Source organism: Microbacterium sp. LWH12-1.2 (assembly GCF_040675825.1).
Lineage (GTDB): Bacteria > Actinomycetota > Actinomycetes > Actinomycetales > Microbacteriaceae > Microbacterium.
Map to the genome: position 1 here is coordinate 942,621 of NZ_JBEGIJ010000001.1, position 13,970 is coordinate 956,590.

The window sequence follows — 13,970 nt, forward strand, 5'->3', positions numbered from 1 at the left end:
GAGAAGCGACGCCTAGACTAGAGGCGTGTCTGAAATCACCCCTGATCTTGTGCGCCATCTCGGCGCGCTCGCGCGCATCCAGCTCAACGACGACGAGGTGACGCTGCTCACCGGCCAGCTCGACGCCATCGTCGACAACATCGCGAAGGTGTCCGAGGTCGCGACCGCCGACATCGTCGCGACGAGCCACCCGATCCCGCTGAGCAACGTCTTCCGTCCCGATGTCGTCGGGCAGCCGCTCACGCACGAGCAGGTGCTCCAGAACGCACCGGATCAGGCCGACGGCCGCTTCCGCGTCACCGCGATCCTGGGAGAAGAGCAGTGAGCGACATCATCCGCCTGACCGCAGCCGAGCTCGCCGACAAGCTCGCCTCGCGTGAGATCTCCAGTGTCGAGGCGACGCAGGCGCACCTCGACCGCATCGCCGCGGTAGATGGCGATGTCCATGCGTTCCTGCACATCAACGCACACGCGCTCGACGCTGCAGCCGCCGTCGACGCACAGCGCGCGGCCGGCGAGAAGCTCGGCCCCATCGCCGGTGTGCCGCTCGCGATCAAGGACGTCCTGGTCACGACGGATCAGCCGACGACCAGTGGCTCCCGAATCCTCGAGGGCTACCGCTCGCCGTACGATGCCACCGTCGTCGCGCGGTCCCGCGCCGCCGGACTCATTCCGCTCGGCAAGACGAACATGGATGAGTTCGCGATGGGCTCGTCCACCGAGCACTCGGCGTACGGCCCCACACGCAACCCCTGGGATCTCGACCGGATTCCCGGCGGTTCCGGCGGCGGTTCCGCAGCGGCCGTCGCTGCGTTCGAGGCACCGCTCGCGCTCGGTTCGGACACCGGCGGATCGATCCGTCAGCCGGCGCACGTGACCGGAACCGTGGGCGTGAAGCCCACCTACGGCGGCGTCAGCCGCTACGGCGCCATCGCACTCGCATCCAGCCTCGACCAGGTCGGACCCGTGACCCGCACGGTGCTCGACGCCGGACTCCTGCACGATGCGATCGGCGGACACGACCCCAAGGACTCGACCTCGCTGCGCGACGTCTGGCCGTCATTCGCGGAGGCCGCCCGCGAGGGCGCTCGCGGCGACGTGCTCAAGGGCCTCAAGGTCGGCGTCATCCGCGAGCTGCCGGACAGCGGGTTCCAGCCCGGTGTTGCGGCATCCTTCCGCGCATCCCTGGCGCTGATGGAGGCGCAGGGAGCCGAGATCGTCGAGATCGGAGCCCCGCACTTCGAATTCGGCGTTGCCGCGTACTATCTGATCCTCCCGGCGGAGGCCTCCAGCAACCTGGCGAAGTTCGATTCCGTTCGATTCGGCTTGCGCGTCACCCCCGACGGCAACCCCACGGTCGAAGACGTCATGTCGGCAACCCGCGACGCCGGATTCGGCGACGAGGTCAAGCGCCGCATCATCCTCGGCACTTATGCACTGTCGGCCGGCTATTACGACGCCTACTACGGCAGCGCGCAGAAGGTGCGGACGCTCATCCAGCAGGACTTCGCGAACGCCTTCGCCGACGTGGACGTCATCGCGACGCCCTCGGCGCCGACCACAGCGTTCAAGATCGGCGAGCAGATCGACGACCCGCTGAAGATGTACCTGAACGACATCACGACGATTCCGGTGAACCTCGCTGGCGTTCCCGGCATCTCGATTCCCTCGGGCCTCGCCTCTGAAGACGGTCTGCCCGTCGGTATCCAGTTCATCGCTCCGGCACGCGAGGACGCCCGCCTGTACAAGGTCGGCGCCGCGCTCGAAGCAGTACTGCTCGACTCCTGGGGCGGGCCGCTCCTGGATCGTGCACCCCAGCTCATGGGAGGAACCCGCTGATGGCTGCCGCCAAGCTCATGGACTTCGACAAGGCGCTCGAGCTGTTCGAGCCGGTACTCGGCTTCGAGGTGCACGTCGAACTCAACACGAACACGAAGATGTTCTCGGATGCGCCGAACCCGGCCAACGAGCTCTACCACGCGGCCGAGCCGAACACGCTCATCGCGCCGGTCGACCTCGGCCTTCCCGGCTCGCTGCCAGTCGTGAATGAGACGGCGATCCGCTCGTCGATCAGCCTCGGTCTCGCTCTCGGCTGCTCGATCGCCGAATCGAGCCGTTTCGCGCGGAAGAACTACTTCTACCCCGACCTGGGCAAGAACTATCAGATCTCGCAGTACGACGAGCCCATCGCATTCGAGGGGTCGGTCGAGGTGGAGCTCGAGGACGGCACGATCGTGCAGATCCCGATCGAGCGCGCGCACATGGAGGAGGATGCCGGCAAGCTCACCCACATGGGTGGAGCGACCGGCCGGATCCAGGGCGCCGAATACTCGCTCGTCGACTACAACCGTGCCGGCGTGCCGCTCGTCGAGATCGTCACGAAGACGATCTTCGGCACGGAGCACCGCGCTCCAGAGGTCGCGAAGGCGTACGTCGCGACGATCCGTGACATCGTCCGAAGCCTCGGCATCTCGGAGGCCCGCCTCGAGCGTGGCAACCTGCGCTGCGACGCGAACGTGTCACTGCGTCCGCGCGGGGTCGAAAAGCTCGGCACCCGCACCGAGACGAAGAACGTCAACTCGATGCGCTCGGTCGAACGTGCCGTCAGGTATGAGATCCAGCGCCAGGCGCAGATCCTCGCCGACGGGGGGACGATCACGCAGGAGACGCGGCACTGGCACGAGGACACCGGTGCGACGTCGCCGGGGCGTCCGAAGTCGGATGCCGACGACTATCGCTATTTCCCGGAGCCCGACCTGCTGCCCGTGCAGCCGGCTGCCGAACTGATCGAGGAGCTGCGCGCGCAGCTGCCGGAGCAGCCCGTCGCCCGTCGGCGTCGTCTGATGACCGAGTGGGGCTTCACGGATCTCGAGTTCCAGGACGTCCGCAACGGAGGCCTGCTCGACGTCGTCGAGGCGACGATCGCCTCGGGCGCGACTCCGGCAGCTGCCCGTAAGTGGTGGACCGGCGAGATCTCGCGCCTGGCGAATGCCCAGGAGCGGGATGCCGCCGAGTTGGTCGGTCCTGCTGATGTCGCTGCTCTTCAGAAGCTCGTCGAGGCGGGCACCCTGACCGACAAGCTCGCCCGCCAGGTGCTCGAGGGCGTCATCGCCGGCGAAGGGACGCCGCAGCAGGTCGTCGACGCGCGCGGTCTCGCGGTCGTCTCCGACGATGGCGCGCTGATCGCTGCGATCGACGAGGCGCTGGCCAGCCAGCCGGATGTCATGGCGAAGATCCGCGACGGCAAGGTGCAGGCGGCCGGTGCCGTCATCGGCGCGGTCATGAAGGCGATGAAGGGCCAAGCGGACGCCGCTCGCGTGCGCGAACTCGTTCTCGCTCGCGCCAGCGAGACCGAGGCGTAGGCAGAGTCGCGAACACGCCGCGCAGCAGTTTTCTCTCCCTGACCTCGTGTCCGAGGTCAGGGAGAGAATGGGCGTATGGGACACGGTGACGGCAGAGGGCGCATCGTCTCTTCCGACGGTGCGGATGACACCGGCACCCGCATCCTCCATGTCGACATGGACGCGTTCTACGCCGCCGTCGAGGTGCTGGATGATCCATCCCTGCGGGGCCTGCCGCTGATCATCGGTGCTCCGGATGGACGCTCCGTCGTCTCCAGTGCCTCCTACGAGGCCCGGCGCTACGGTGTGCACGCGGCGATGCCGGTGTCTCAGGCTCTGCGGTTGTGCCCGTCGGCCCGCATCGTCCTGCCGCATTTCCACCGGTATCAGGAGGTCTCCCGTCAGGTGATGGCGATTTTCGAATCGTTCACGCCGCTCGTCGAGCCCTTGTCCGTGGACGAGGCGTTCCTCGACGTGCAGGGGGTGCGCCGGCTCTGGGGGAGTCCTGCTCGTATCGCCCAGCTCATCCGGGAGCGCGTGCAGGCAGAGGTGGGGATCACCTGCAGCGTCGGGGTCGCGGCGACGAAGCATGTGGCGAAGATGGCGTCCACGATCGCGAAGCCGGACGGCATGCTGGTGGTTTCTGCCGCCGACACCCTGGAGTTCCTGGCGCCCCGCCCGGTGCGGGCGATGTGGGGCGTGGGTCCTAAGGCGGCGGAGGCGCTGGAGGGACGCGGTATCCGTACCATCGGCGACATCCGTGAGGCACCTCAGGAGATGCTCGATCGTGCGGTGGGCGCAGCGCTGAGTGCGCGTCTGACCCAGTTGGCGCGTGGCGAAGACGCGCGACTCATCGAGACGGAGCGTGTGGAGAAGAGCGTCGGGCACGAGGAGACCTTCGATCAGGACATCATCGACCGGGTATTCCTCCGCGCCGAGCTGCTGCGGCTTGCCGATCGCGTGGCGGCGCGGCTGCGGCGCGCGGGCTGGGAGACGGGAACGGTGGCGATCAAGATCCGTTTCGACGACTTCCGCACACTGAGCAGGTCTCAGACCCTGCCAGAACCCACCGCCGTCGGCCAGCGGATCGGCGAGGCCGCCCAGGCTCTCTTCGAACAGATCGAACGCCGCGATCCGGTCCGTCTCGTCGGTGTGCGGGCCGAGAATCTCCGCCCGGCCGGGGGTGGGCGGTTGGGTCTCTGGGATGACGACGAGGACTGGCGGCGCGTCGAGGGTGCAGTCGATGACGCCGTCGCGCGTTTCGGCAATTCCACGATCACGAGGGCTCGGCACGTCGGCCGTGGTGAAGGCCGCGGTGCAGCTCGGCATCCGAAAGCCCACGGATTGGATTGACGTTCCGCGCAGCGCGGTCGTGGGTTAGCGTGGGTTCATGCCCAACATCGCACTTGAACTCGGGAAGAACGCCGGCTCGTTCGGCGTGAACAGCGCCTACGGGAACACTCAGACCGTCGACGGAGCGGAATTCACGCCTGTAGCACTGACCTGCACGGGCTTCGGCGGTGGGTCGGGCGGTGCCGAAGGCGCGGCAGAGGGAGAGGGCGGCGGAGGCGGCGGAATCGCTATCCCGCTCGGTGTCTACGTCCGTCGTGAAGAGGGTCTGCGCTTCGAGCCCAACTTCGTTTCGTTGCTGGCCGTCGCGATCCCCTTCGTCTGGGTGGCAGGACGGGCCATCACCCGCATCATCCGTGCACTCAAGAAGTGACGACCCGGTCGCCGCTGCCCTCGAGCATGCGGCGGCGCTGATCGCGGACGACGTGAGGACGTTGGCTGCAGCCAACCCCGTCGTGCTGATCGACGGATGCAGTGGCGCAGGCAAGACTTCGCTGGCGCAGCGGCTGCTCGGCCGGTGGCCGGTGGTAGGCCGCGTTCAGCTGATCGCGCTGGACTCGATCTATCCGGGATGGGATGGTCTCGATGCCGGAGTCGAGCGGGCGGAGGAGTGGATTCTTCGACCGCACGGTCGAGGTCTCCTCGGTACCTGGCGACGGTGGGACTGGGAGCAGGGAACGGAAGCCGAGAGCCACGCCGTCGACCCTGCGCTGGGCGTCATCATCGAGGGCAGCGGATCCCTCACGCCCACGACCGCGAGACTCGCCGACGTGCGGGTATGGGTGGAGGCTCCCGATCATTCACGCAAGTCGCGGGCACTTCGGCGAGACGGTGAAACCTACCGACCTCATTGGGATCGGTGGGCAGCCCAGGAACGTCGCCATGTCGAGCGCGATGCGCCGAGGGCGCTCGCGACGCGCATCGTCGAGATCCCCTGACTCCGGGTTCGCGACCTCAGTCGCGGTCGTCCGCTGCCTGGATCAAGCCTTCCAGCCGATACCCGAGCCAGGCGTAGACGTCGTATCGCGGGTCCTCCGGATCGTACTGATCATCGTCCGTGATCTCGAGGCGGGACGCGATCACGAGACGCAGAGCGGTGAGCGTGCGCAGCCAGGCGTCGATGTCGGCATCGGGAATGATGACTTCTCGATAAGCGAGCGCCTGTTCCTCGGTGAGTGCTTCCACGGCGACGTCGAATCCGTCGAGCGCCGACCGGACGGTCGCCGCATCTGCGGCCCGGCGATCGAGGATGTCGTCTCGGGTGCTGTCGGCGAAGGCGAGTGATGCCTCGGCATCTTCCGGATAGGCGTTCGGGGTCAGGCGGCCGATCGCCGAATCGCTCGTGTCGCGGGCGACGCCGACGAGTTCGCCGAAGTCAACGACGAGTCTGGAGAGCTGGACCCCCTCGAGCCGGGCGATGGACAGGTGCACGGATCGATCCGTCACAGCGGGGCCTTTCGAACAGTCGCCCACAGGCCGTAGTCGTGCATCGCCTGGGCGTGCACCTCCATGGTCTCTCGCGGGCCGGTCGCGACGATCGCGTGCCCGTCATTGTGCACCGCCAGCATGAGCGCGGTCGCCCGATCAGCGGAGTATCCGAAGTACGTCCGGAACACGCGGACGACATAGCTCATCAGATTCACGGGGTCGTTCCACACGACGACCTGCCAGGGCTCCATCGGCGCGGCGAAGAGATCGGTGGTTTCAGCCAGATCCGGCGTGATCAGCGGCAGGCTCATGCCCATCCCAATTCATGCAGCTGTTCGTCGTCGATGCCGTAGAAATGCGCGATCTCGTGCACCAGTGTGGTGTGCACTTCGTCGCGGAGATGATCTTCGTCGTCGCACGCTGCCAGGTGAGACTCCCGGTACACGATGATGCGGTCGGGAAGTTCGCCCATCCCGTACTGGGTGCGTTCGGTGAGAGCCAGGCCGTCGTAGAGACCGAGAAGGTCGAGGCTGCCGTCCTCTGGCCGATCCTCGACGACGAATACGACATTCTCGAGCCCGTCCACCATGTCGTCGGGCAGGCGGTCGAGCTCGTCGATGACGAGTTCTTCGAAGGCTGCAGCGTCCATGTCCATCGCAGCCCAGCCTATGGGGAGACACGCGCTCCGAAGTCGTCAGTGCATGAAGACGAGCAATGCGGCGACGGCGATGAACAGGGCGCCGAACACGCTGTTGAGCGTTCGCTGACCCCGGGGGGATCGTGTGAGGCGGCGGAATGGTCGGGCAGCCGTGGCGAAGAAACCCCACATCACGATCACGTCGACGATGATCACGGTGCTGATCAGCGCGAGGTACTGGGGGAGAGGCGGTTCATCCAATCGGACGAACTGCGGGATGAAGGCGAGGAAGAACACGATCGCCTTGGGATTGAGGAGATTCACCCAGAATCCGCGTCGGATCATCGACCAGTGGCCTTCCCGGATGACGAGCACCGCATCCTCGTCGTCGTCGGGGACGACCGGGCGGGCGAGGATGAGTCGGATGCCGAGGTACACGAGATAGGCGGCACCCGCGTAGCGGATCGCATTGAACAGGATCTCGGAGCTGGAGACGATGAGGCCGACGCCGGCGGCGACGATCACGACGTGCACGACCAGTGCGAGTTGCTGTCCGATGACACCCCAGATCGAGCGACGCCAGCCCTGGTTGAGGGCATTCGACATCGTGTTGATCGCACCGGCGCCGGGAGTGAAGCTGATGACCACACAGGCGGTGAGCAGGGAGAGCCAGACCGTCAACGACACTTCGACAGTCTAGGGTCGTGCCAGAGTCCGACCTTGCCTCGCGCGCGCCTGCCGAACGCAGAAGAGGCCCGAACCGCACGGTTCGGGCCTCTTCTGTGATTGGGGTGGCTAACGGGGCTCGAACCCGCGACCCCCGCGACCACAACGCGGTGCTCTACCAACTGAGCTATAGCCACCATGTGCCTTCCGGAGAAGGCAACCAGACGATTCTATTACACGTTCGGGGCGAACTCCGACACGGTGCGCGATGCGATGTCGCGAGCCTGATCGCTGGAGGGTCCGGGTTCGGCGACGAAGACGGCTTCGCGGTAGTAGCGCAGCTCTCTGATCGACTCGAGGATGTCGGCGAGGGCGCGGTGGCCGCCGTCTTTCGTCGGGGCCTGGAAGAACACCCGCGGATACCAGCGTCGGGAGAGTTCCTTGATGCTGGAGACGTCGACGTTGCGGTAGTGCAGCCAATTGTCGACCTGCGGCATGTACTTCGCGAGGAACATCCGGTCGGTGCCGATCGTGTTGCCGGCGAGCGGAGCTTTGCGCTCCAACGGAACGAATCGCTTGATATAGGCGAGGGTCTGCGCCTCGGCATCGGCGAGGGAGACGCCGAGCGGAATCTCCTCGATCAGGCCGGACGATTCATGCATCTTCGTCACGAAGTCGTTCATGTTCTCAAGTGCCGCGTCGCTCGGTTTGATCACGATCTGGAACCCCGGATCGATCGGCTCGAGCTCGAAATCGGTGATGACCACCGCGATCTCTACGAGCTCATCGACCTGAAGATCGAGGCCCGTCATCTCGCAGTCGATCCAGACGAGTCGATCATTTTCGGACGCAGATACCATGAGGCCATCCTATCGACGGCGCAGACATCGGCCTTCGGAGCGCGGTACGGTATTTGTGCCGCCTCCGTAGCTCAGGGGATAGAGCAGGAGCCTTCTAATCTCTTGGTCGCAGGTTCGAATCCTGCCGGGGGCACCCACAGCCGACTGCGTTCACAGCTCATGCGTTGCGCAGCGCCGCGACCGCATCGTCGGGTCGCCAGAACTCGCCGACGATGCGAAACGTGCCGGTGGCGAGATGCAGCCGTTCTGCTCGATAGCGAAGGCCGAGCGGGTCGGCGACGATGCGCAGGTGACCGAGAACGCGACCTCCTGCATCTTGGACTCGCCACAGGTGGTCGGCGGCCCGGACGAGCTTCTCTCGGGCGGAGGCGAGCCGGGGCGTCGCATACGGGACCTCGGGCAGGGACGTGATCAGGTTGTCGGACATCGGAATCTCCTTTCTGGTTCGAACATATGAGCGACCACCGACATTCGCGCTGCGCGTGCTCCGATGCGCCCGGGCGACTCCTCCTGCACGATTCCGTCGCGGTGATGAAGAGTGCACAGATCCCGGTCCTGGCCGGTTCCGAACTCTCCGGTCAGGAGCATCCTGGAGCGATCCGGGCGACCGACCCGGGACGCAGAGGAGAAGGAAAATGACTGACACTTTGACGATCGTGGGCAACGTCGCCACCGACCCGGTGCTGGGGCGCACGCCCAGTGGCATCCCCGTGACGAACTTCCGCGTCGCGAGTTCCCAGCGACGGTTCGACAACGCGACTCAGCAATGGGTCGAGACCAGCACGAACTGGTACTCGATCGCGGCCTTCCGTCAGCTGGCGGAGCACGCGAAGGCGTCGCTGCGCTCCGGGGACAGTGTGATCGTGACCGGACGCCTGAAGATCCGCAACTGGGAGGCCAACGGCAAGCACGGAACAAGCGTCGATATCGACGCCGATACCATCGGCCACGACCTGCGCTGGGGGACCGCCGCGTATGCTCGCGCCGCGCGTTCCACGCCTGTCGAGAACAGGGAGCCGATCGGCGTCGACGCGGCGGACGGACCGGAAGAAGCCGCGACCGACGTCGATCCGGACGAGGCGATGGCGCTCAGCGCTGCCGTGTGGACGACTCCGGACGCGGCGCCGGAACTGGCGGATGCCGACACGACACCCTTCTGAGAGACCGCGAGCACCCCTGGCTCTGCGGCCCGGAGAAGGACCGCACCGACGATCGTGACGATCGGCCGTCGGAGCACGACCCGTAGACTCGAATCGTGCTCCGACGACCGAACGCTCCTGCTTCGCGAACGATCCGGGGAGCGGTGATCGCAGCGGCGCTGGCGATACTGCTCACCGCGTGCACGACGACACCGAATCCGTCGAGCAGCCCTGATCCCACCGACAGCGCGACAGGGACTCCGCCGCAGGAGCCACCGGTGTACGACCCGGCGGGTACGGCGGAGGCCAACCTGCCGATCTTCACGTCGATCACGCAGCAGGTCTGGGGATCCGACGAACGCGCGTCCGGACGCGCGTATATCGACGCGCTTGCGGCAGCCGGGTTCGACCGCTCGTTCATGCAGGTCACGCCGGACCAGACGACCGTCGGCAACGCCGCGGAGAGCCTGCAGTTCTCGGTGCGCTGGGGTGATGCGCATTGCCTGGTTGGACAGGTGGGGCCGTCGACCGGCGAGCCCGTCACCGCGGTCATGGCTCAACTCGCCGAAGGGCGCTGTCTCGTCGGGGCAACGCGACCGATCGACTGGTGAGATCCGGCTTGTCACTGCCGGGTTCTCGCGGGGGAGCCGGCTGTGCACCGACGAGGGTGTGCAGCAGAGGCCGGTAAGCTGGAGTGTCGATCTTCGACGACATAGAAGGAGCGTTTTCGGTGGCAGAGTACATCTACTCCATGGTCCGTGCCCGCAAGGCGGTGGGCGAGAAGCTCATCCTCGATGACGTGACGATGGCGTTCCTCCCCGGCGCGAAGATCGGCATGGTCGGCCCGAACGGCGCCGGTAAGTCGACGATCCTGAAGATCATGGCGGGCCTCGACACCCCCTCCAACGGCGAGGCGAAGCTCTCACCGGGATTCACCGTCGGCATCCTTATGCAGGAGCCCGAACTCGATGAGTCCAAGACGGTGCTCGAGAACATCCAGGAGGGCATCGCGATCAAGGCGAAGCTGGACCGCTTCAACGAGATCTCCGCGCTGATGGCCGACCCCGACGCCGATTTCGATGCGCTCCTCGCCGAGATGGGCACGCTCCAGGAGGAGATCGACGCCGCAGACGGCTGGGATCTCGATTCGCAGCTCGACCAGGCCATGGATGCCCTGCGCACTCCGCCAGGAGATGCCGCCATCGCGCCGCTCTCCGGTGGTGAAAAGCGCCGCGTCGCCCTTGCCAAGCTGCTGCTGCAGAAGCCTGATCTCCTGCTCCTCGACGAGCCCACCAACCACCTCGACGCGGAGAGCGTGCTCTGGCTCGAGCAGCACCTGCAGGCCTACAAGGGCGCTGTGATCGCGATCACTCACGACCGGTACTTCCTCGACCACGTGGCCGAATGGATCGCTGAGGTCGACCGCGGCCGCCTCATCGGCTACGAGGGCAACTACTCGACCTACCTGGAGAAGAAGGGCGAACGCCTCGAGGTCCAGGGCAAGAAGGACGCCAAGCTCGCGAAGCGCCTCAAGGAAGAGCTGGAGTGGGTGCGCTCCAGCGCGAAGGGCCGCCAGACCAAGTCCAAGGCGCGCCTCGCGCGCTACGAGGAGATGGCAACCGAGGCCGAGCGGACGAGGAAGCTCGACTTCGACGAGATCCAGATTCCGGCCGGTCCGCGACTGGGCGGCATCGTCATCGAGGCGAAGAAGCTGAAGAAGGGCTTCGACGGCCGCTCGCTCATCGACGGCCTCAGCTTCAGCCTGCCGCCGAACGGCATCGTCGGTGTCATCGGTCCGAACGGCGTCGGAAAGACCACGCTCTTCAAGACGATCGTCGGCCTGGAACCGCTCGATGGCGGTGACCTCAAGATCGGCGAGACCGTCAAGATCAGCTATGTCGACCAGTCGCGCTCGAACATCGACCCCAACAAGACGCTCTGGGAGGTCGTGTCCGACGGGCTGGACTACATCACGGTCGGCAAGACCGAGATCCCGTCGCGCGCTTACGTCTCGAAGTTCGGCTTCAAGGGACCGGACCAGCAGAAGAAGGCCGGCGTCCTCTCCGGTGGTGAGCGCAACCGCCTGAACCTCGCCCTCACGCTCAAGGAGGGCGGCAACCTGCTACTGCTCGATGAGCCGACGAACGACCTCGATGTCGAGACCCTGAGCTCGCTGGAGAACGCGCTGCTCGAGTTCCCCGGTTGCGCCGTGGTCATCACCCACGACCGGTGGTTCCTCGACCGCATCGCCACGCACATCCTCGCCTACGAGGGCACCGACGAGAACCCCGACCAGTGGTACTGGTTCGAGGGGAACTTCGACGCGTACGAGCAGAACAAGGTCGAGCGTCTCGGAGCGGATGCGGCCAAGCCACACCGCTCGACCCACCGCAAGCTGACCCGTGACTGACCCCCGGTCAGACGCAGCCTCACCGGAAGAGGTGAGGCTGCACATCCCCATCCACCTGCGCTGGGGCGATCTCGACGCCTTCAACCACGTCAACAACACCTCGATGCTCAAGTTGCTCGAGGAGGCGCGCGTACGTGCGTTCTGGCGGGCCGGTCCCGGCGAGGAAGCACCGTCGACGGCAGTGCTGGACTCCGGTATCGACGAGGGCATCCTGACTCTGATCGCGCGCCAGGAGATCGAGTATCTGGCACCGGTGCCCTACCAGCGGCATCCGCTCGAAGTGCAGATGTGGTTCGGCAAGCTCGGCGGGTCCAGTATCGAGGTCTGCTATGAGGTGCATAACGACCCGTCCTTCGCCGAACGAATCGTCTATGCGCGCTCCACGGCGGTCATCGTGCTCGTGGATGCCGGAACCGGTCGGCCGACGCGCCTGAGCGAGGAGATGCGAGACGCCTGGGAGCCGTTCCTCGGGCCGTCGATCGCGTACAACCGACGCTGACCGCGGAACAGGTCAAGGGACCTCGGGCACCCGCACCATGATCTCCTGGGCGACACTCGCGACGAGTGCGCCGTCTTCGGTGTAGATCCGCCCCGTCGCGAGGCCGCGCCCGCCCTTGGCGTTCGGAGATTCCTGCACGTAGAGCAGCCATTCGTCGACGCGCGCCGGACGGTGCCACCACATGGCGTGGTCGAGACTCGCCACCTTGAGGCCGGGCAGCGACCAGTAGACGCCATGCGCGCGCAGGATCGACTCCTGAATGGTCATGTCGCTCAAGTACGCCAGGGCCGCCCGGTGAAGTGCCGGATCGTCGGGAAGAGCCGCCCGCATCCGCATCCAGACCCCCTGGTGCGGCACACGTTCGTCGTCGCTCGGAAGGTAGAGAGGCGAATTGACGTGCCGGATGTCGGCTGCCCGCTCCCGAAGCATCCAGACCACCGCTTCCGGGAGGCCGGCGTCACGGTCCTCATCGGGGGAGAGGGAGTCCGGAGACGGCACGCCCTCCGGCATCGGCACCGCGTGCTCGATACCGGGATCGTCGTCCTGGAAAGAAGCGATCATCGAGAAGATCGGAACGCCGTTCTGATAGGCCTGCGAGCGCCGTGTCGAGAAGGAACGACCGTCGTGAATCCGGTCGACCGCAATGGTGATGCCCTGCGAGGAATCGCCCGGTCGCAAGAAGTAACCGTGCATCGAGTGCACGGTTCGGTTCTCGGGAAGCGTGCGCTCCGCGGCGATGAGGCTCTGCGCGAGCACCTGGCCGCCGTAGATGCGACCGGTCGGCATCGGGTGCGACGTGCCGGTGAAGATGTCTTCAGTGGTGCGGGCCTGGGTGAAGTCCAGATCAAGCACGTCCAGCAGGCGATCGACGGTCTTCCTCGCGTGCGTGTCCGGGCTCATGTATTCCTCTCCGCGACCGCAGGCGCTGTCTCCGTTGGTAGTTTAGAGGGCGTGCCCCACCATCTCGTTCTCGCTGATCAGGAGACGTCCCGCGACGTACTCACCTTCGTCGGACGGGCCAAGCGGATCTCGGACGAGGGGGTTCGGCTGCAGGCGGCGAGTGGCGTGCTGGCCCTGACCGCAGCGGCCCTCGCCCCGCACGGACTCTTCGATCAGACCCCGACGGTCCTCGCGATGCGCATCGTTCACGTCGATCCCGAACTCGAGTGCGACATCGTCGTGGACTCACTCTCCGAATCCGACCTCGCACACGCGCTGGAACTCCCGGAGACTGGTCTCTCACCGGCTTGGGCTGGCATCGCGCCGCCGCGCAGCGGTTGGGCTGCGTCGACGACGCTTCCGGCATCCGTCATCGCCCAGCGCGCGCAATGGGGCATCTCCGCCGTCGCACGCGGAGCGACGCCGGGATCCGGCGAGGAAGCGGTCCGCGCGTTGCGGGCGGCGATCTGGGGCGAACCGGACGAAGACCTCGCGGGACTTCCGCGAGGGGTCGCGTTCGCGGCGGATGCCTTCGGCTTCATCTCCGGCGATGAGCAGGTGCAGGTGACGCAGTCCGGCCGATGGACGCGGCTGGCCTTCCGACGAGGTCATGTGCTGGCCCGCGGCCCTGTGTCGACCGGGCTCACCGCCGTGAGAGGCACCGGTTCGGCTGCTTAGGCACGCACGGGAGCGGATGCTTT

Annotated in this window: 18 protein-coding genes and 2 tRNA genes; 12 read left to right on the plus strand and 8 right to left on the minus strand. The window is 66.2% G+C overall.

The window, feature by feature from the left end; all coding sequences use genetic code 11:
- Positions 1 to 25: 25 nt before the first annotated feature.
- The 6 genes from gatC (at position 26) to MRBLWH12_RS04475 (ending at position 5,629) form a co-directional block, all read left to right on the plus strand.
- A complete protein-coding gene (gene gatC / locus MRBLWH12_RS04450; RefSeq protein WP_363546531.1) occupies positions 26 to 325 on the plus strand; it encodes an Asp-tRNA(Asn)/Glu-tRNA(Gln) amidotransferase subunit GatC in 300 nt (99 codons plus the stop codon).
- Positions 322 to 1,839: an Asp-tRNA(Asn)/Glu-tRNA(Gln) amidotransferase subunit GatA gene (gene gatA, locus MRBLWH12_RS04455; RefSeq protein WP_341974926.1), complete on the plus strand. Its 1,518-nt coding sequence runs from the start codon at positions 322 to 324 to the stop codon at positions 1,837 to 1,839. Before gatC ends, gatA begins: the two co-directional genes overlap by 4 nt.
- Positions 1,839 to 3,362, plus strand: coding sequence for an Asp-tRNA(Asn)/Glu-tRNA(Gln) amidotransferase subunit GatB (gatB, locus tag MRBLWH12_RS04460; RefSeq protein WP_363546534.1), 1,524 nt, complete (start codon positions 1,839 to 1,841; stop codon positions 3,360 to 3,362). Before gatA ends, gatB begins: the two co-directional genes overlap by 1 nt.
- 75 nt (positions 3,363 to 3,437) lie before the next feature.
- On the plus strand, positions 3,438 to 4,694 hold the full coding sequence (gene dinB / locus MRBLWH12_RS04465; RefSeq protein WP_363546537.1) for a DNA polymerase IV: 1,257 nt from the start codon (positions 3,438 to 3,440) through the stop codon (positions 4,692 to 4,694).
- A 37-nt stretch (positions 4,695 to 4,731) separates the two neighbouring features.
- Positions 4,732 to 5,064, plus strand: a complete 333-nt coding sequence (locus MRBLWH12_RS04470; RefSeq protein ID WP_341974923.1) for a hypothetical protein — start codon at positions 4,732 to 4,734, stop codon at positions 5,062 to 5,064.
- The gene (locus MRBLWH12_RS04475; RefSeq protein WP_363546540.1) at positions 5,048 to 5,629 is read left to right on the plus strand and encodes a hypothetical protein; all 582 of its coding nucleotides are present in this window, start codon (positions 5,048 to 5,050) and stop codon (positions 5,627 to 5,629) included. The genes MRBLWH12_RS04470 and MRBLWH12_RS04475 overlap by 17 nt, the downstream gene beginning before the upstream one ends.
- 16 nt (positions 5,630 to 5,645) lie before the next feature.
- Here MRBLWH12_RS04475 and MRBLWH12_RS04480 read toward each other — a convergent pair whose 3' ends face one another.
- The 6 genes from MRBLWH12_RS04480 to orn all read right to left on the minus strand — a co-directional run bounded on the left by MRBLWH12_RS04480 (position 5,646) and on the right by orn (position 8,282).
- Positions 5,646 to 6,137: a DUF2017 family protein gene (locus MRBLWH12_RS04480; protein WP_363546543.1), complete on the minus strand. Its 492-nt coding sequence runs from the start codon at positions 6,135 to 6,137 to the stop codon at positions 5,646 to 5,648.
- On the minus strand, positions 6,134 to 6,436 hold the full coding sequence (gene clpS / locus MRBLWH12_RS04485) for an ATP-dependent Clp protease adapter ClpS (protein WP_341974920.1): 303 nt from the start codon (positions 6,434 to 6,436) through the stop codon (positions 6,134 to 6,136). Before clpS ends, MRBLWH12_RS04480 begins: the two co-directional genes overlap by 4 nt.
- Positions 6,427 to 6,774 carry a metallopeptidase family protein gene (locus MRBLWH12_RS04490; RefSeq protein ID WP_363546546.1) on the minus strand — a complete coding sequence of 116 codons (348 nt, stop codon included), beginning with the start codon at positions 6,772 to 6,774 and terminating at the stop codon, positions 6,427 to 6,429. Before MRBLWH12_RS04490 ends, clpS begins: the two co-directional genes overlap by 10 nt.
- Positions 6,775 to 6,813: 39 nt before the next feature.
- Positions 6,814 to 7,443, minus strand: coding sequence for a LysE family transporter (locus MRBLWH12_RS04495; RefSeq protein ID WP_363546549.1), 630 nt, complete (start codon positions 7,441 to 7,443; stop codon positions 6,814 to 6,816).
- 100 nt (positions 7,444 to 7,543) lie between these two features.
- A tRNA-His gene (locus tag MRBLWH12_RS04500) sits at positions 7,544 to 7,619 on the minus strand.
- Between the two features lie 36 nt (positions 7,620 to 7,655).
- Complete coding sequence (gene orn / locus MRBLWH12_RS04505; protein ID WP_363546551.1) at positions 7,656 to 8,282, minus strand: oligoribonuclease; 627 nt, start codon at positions 8,280 to 8,282, stop codon at positions 7,656 to 7,658.
- Positions 8,283 to 8,342: 60 nt separating this feature from the next.
- Between orn and MRBLWH12_RS04510 the strand changes: the two genes are divergently transcribed.
- Positions 8,343 to 8,415, plus strand: a tRNA-Arg gene (locus tag MRBLWH12_RS04510).
- Between the two features lie 24 nt (positions 8,416 to 8,439).
- On the opposite strand, the gene MRBLWH12_RS04515 is transcribed toward MRBLWH12_RS04510, so the two are convergent.
- Positions 8,440 to 8,709 (minus strand): hypothetical protein, encoded by a 270-nt coding sequence (locus tag MRBLWH12_RS04515; protein ID WP_363546554.1) that lies wholly within the window; start codon positions 8,707 to 8,709, stop codon positions 8,440 to 8,442.
- 208 nt (positions 8,710 to 8,917) lie between these two features.
- On the opposite strand from MRBLWH12_RS04515, the gene ssb reads away from it, so the two are divergent.
- From ssb to MRBLWH12_RS04535, 4 genes are all read left to right on the plus strand, one after another.
- Positions 8,918 to 9,442: a single-stranded DNA-binding protein gene (gene ssb / locus MRBLWH12_RS04520; protein WP_363546557.1), complete on the plus strand. Its 525-nt coding sequence runs from the start codon at positions 8,918 to 8,920 to the stop codon at positions 9,440 to 9,442.
- A 95-nt stretch (positions 9,443 to 9,537) separates the two neighbouring features.
- Entirely contained in the window at positions 9,538 to 10,032 is a 495-nt protein-coding gene (locus tag MRBLWH12_RS04525; RefSeq protein ID WP_363546560.1) for a DUF6993 domain-containing protein, read from the plus strand.
- Positions 10,033 to 10,151: 119 nt separating this feature from the next.
- Positions 10,152 to 11,831 carry an energy-dependent translational throttle protein EttA gene (gene ettA, locus MRBLWH12_RS04530; RefSeq protein ID WP_341974913.1) on the plus strand — a complete coding sequence of 560 codons (1,680 nt, stop codon included), beginning with the start codon at positions 10,152 to 10,154 and terminating at the stop codon, positions 11,829 to 11,831.
- Positions 11,824 to 12,330: an acyl-CoA thioesterase gene (locus MRBLWH12_RS04535; RefSeq protein WP_363546562.1), complete on the plus strand. Its 507-nt coding sequence runs from the start codon at positions 11,824 to 11,826 to the stop codon at positions 12,328 to 12,330. The genes ettA and MRBLWH12_RS04535 overlap by 8 nt, the downstream gene beginning before the upstream one ends.
- 12 nt (positions 12,331 to 12,342) lie before the next feature.
- Here MRBLWH12_RS04535 and MRBLWH12_RS04540 read toward each other — a convergent pair whose 3' ends face one another.
- Positions 12,343 to 13,230 carry an acyl-CoA thioesterase gene (locus tag MRBLWH12_RS04540; RefSeq protein WP_363546564.1) on the minus strand — a complete coding sequence of 296 codons (888 nt, stop codon included), beginning with the start codon at positions 13,228 to 13,230 and terminating at the stop codon, positions 12,343 to 12,345.
- Positions 13,231 to 13,281: 51 nt separating this feature from the next.
- Here MRBLWH12_RS04540 and MRBLWH12_RS04545 point away from each other — a divergent pair, with 51 nt between their 5' ends.
- On the plus strand, positions 13,282 to 13,947 hold the full coding sequence (locus tag MRBLWH12_RS04545; protein ID WP_363546567.1) for a hypothetical protein: 666 nt from the start codon (positions 13,282 to 13,284) through the stop codon (positions 13,945 to 13,947).
- The last annotated feature ends 23 nt before the right edge of the window (positions 13,948 to 13,970 follow it).

Excerpts from the sequence above, each read along its gene's own strand:
- gatB (WP_363546534.1), top strand. The coding sequence starts at position 1,839 with ATGGCTGCCGCCAAGCTCATGGACTTCGACAAGGCGCTCGAGCTGTTC.
- MRBLWH12_RS04515 (WP_363546554.1), bottom strand. The coding sequence starts at position 8,709 with ATGTCCGACAACCTGATCACGTCCCTGCCCGAGGTCCCGTATGCGACG.
- clpS (WP_341974920.1), bottom strand. The coding sequence starts at position 6,436 with ATGGGCATGAGCCTGCCGCTGATCACGCCGGATCTGGCTGAAACCACC.
- MRBLWH12_RS04470 (WP_341974923.1), top strand. The coding sequence starts at position 4,732 with ATGCCCAACATCGCACTTGAACTCGGGAAGAACGCCGGCTCGTTCGGC.
- MRBLWH12_RS04540 (WP_363546564.1), bottom strand. The coding sequence starts at position 13,230 with ATGAGCCCGGACACGCACGCGAGGAAGACCGTCGATCGCCTGCTGGAC.
- MRBLWH12_RS04490 (WP_363546546.1), bottom strand. The coding sequence starts at position 6,774 with ATGGACATGGACGCTGCAGCCTTCGAAGAACTCGTCATCGACGAGCTC.
- dinB (WP_363546537.1), top strand. The coding sequence starts at position 3,438 with ATGGGACACGGTGACGGCAGAGGGCGCATCGTCTCTTCCGACGGTGCG.
- orn (WP_363546551.1), bottom strand. The coding sequence starts at position 8,282 with ATGGTATCTGCGTCCGAAAATGATCGACTCGTCTGGATCGACTGCGAG.
- ssb (WP_363546557.1), top strand. The coding sequence starts at position 8,918 with ATGACTGACACTTTGACGATCGTGGGCAACGTCGCCACCGACCCGGTG.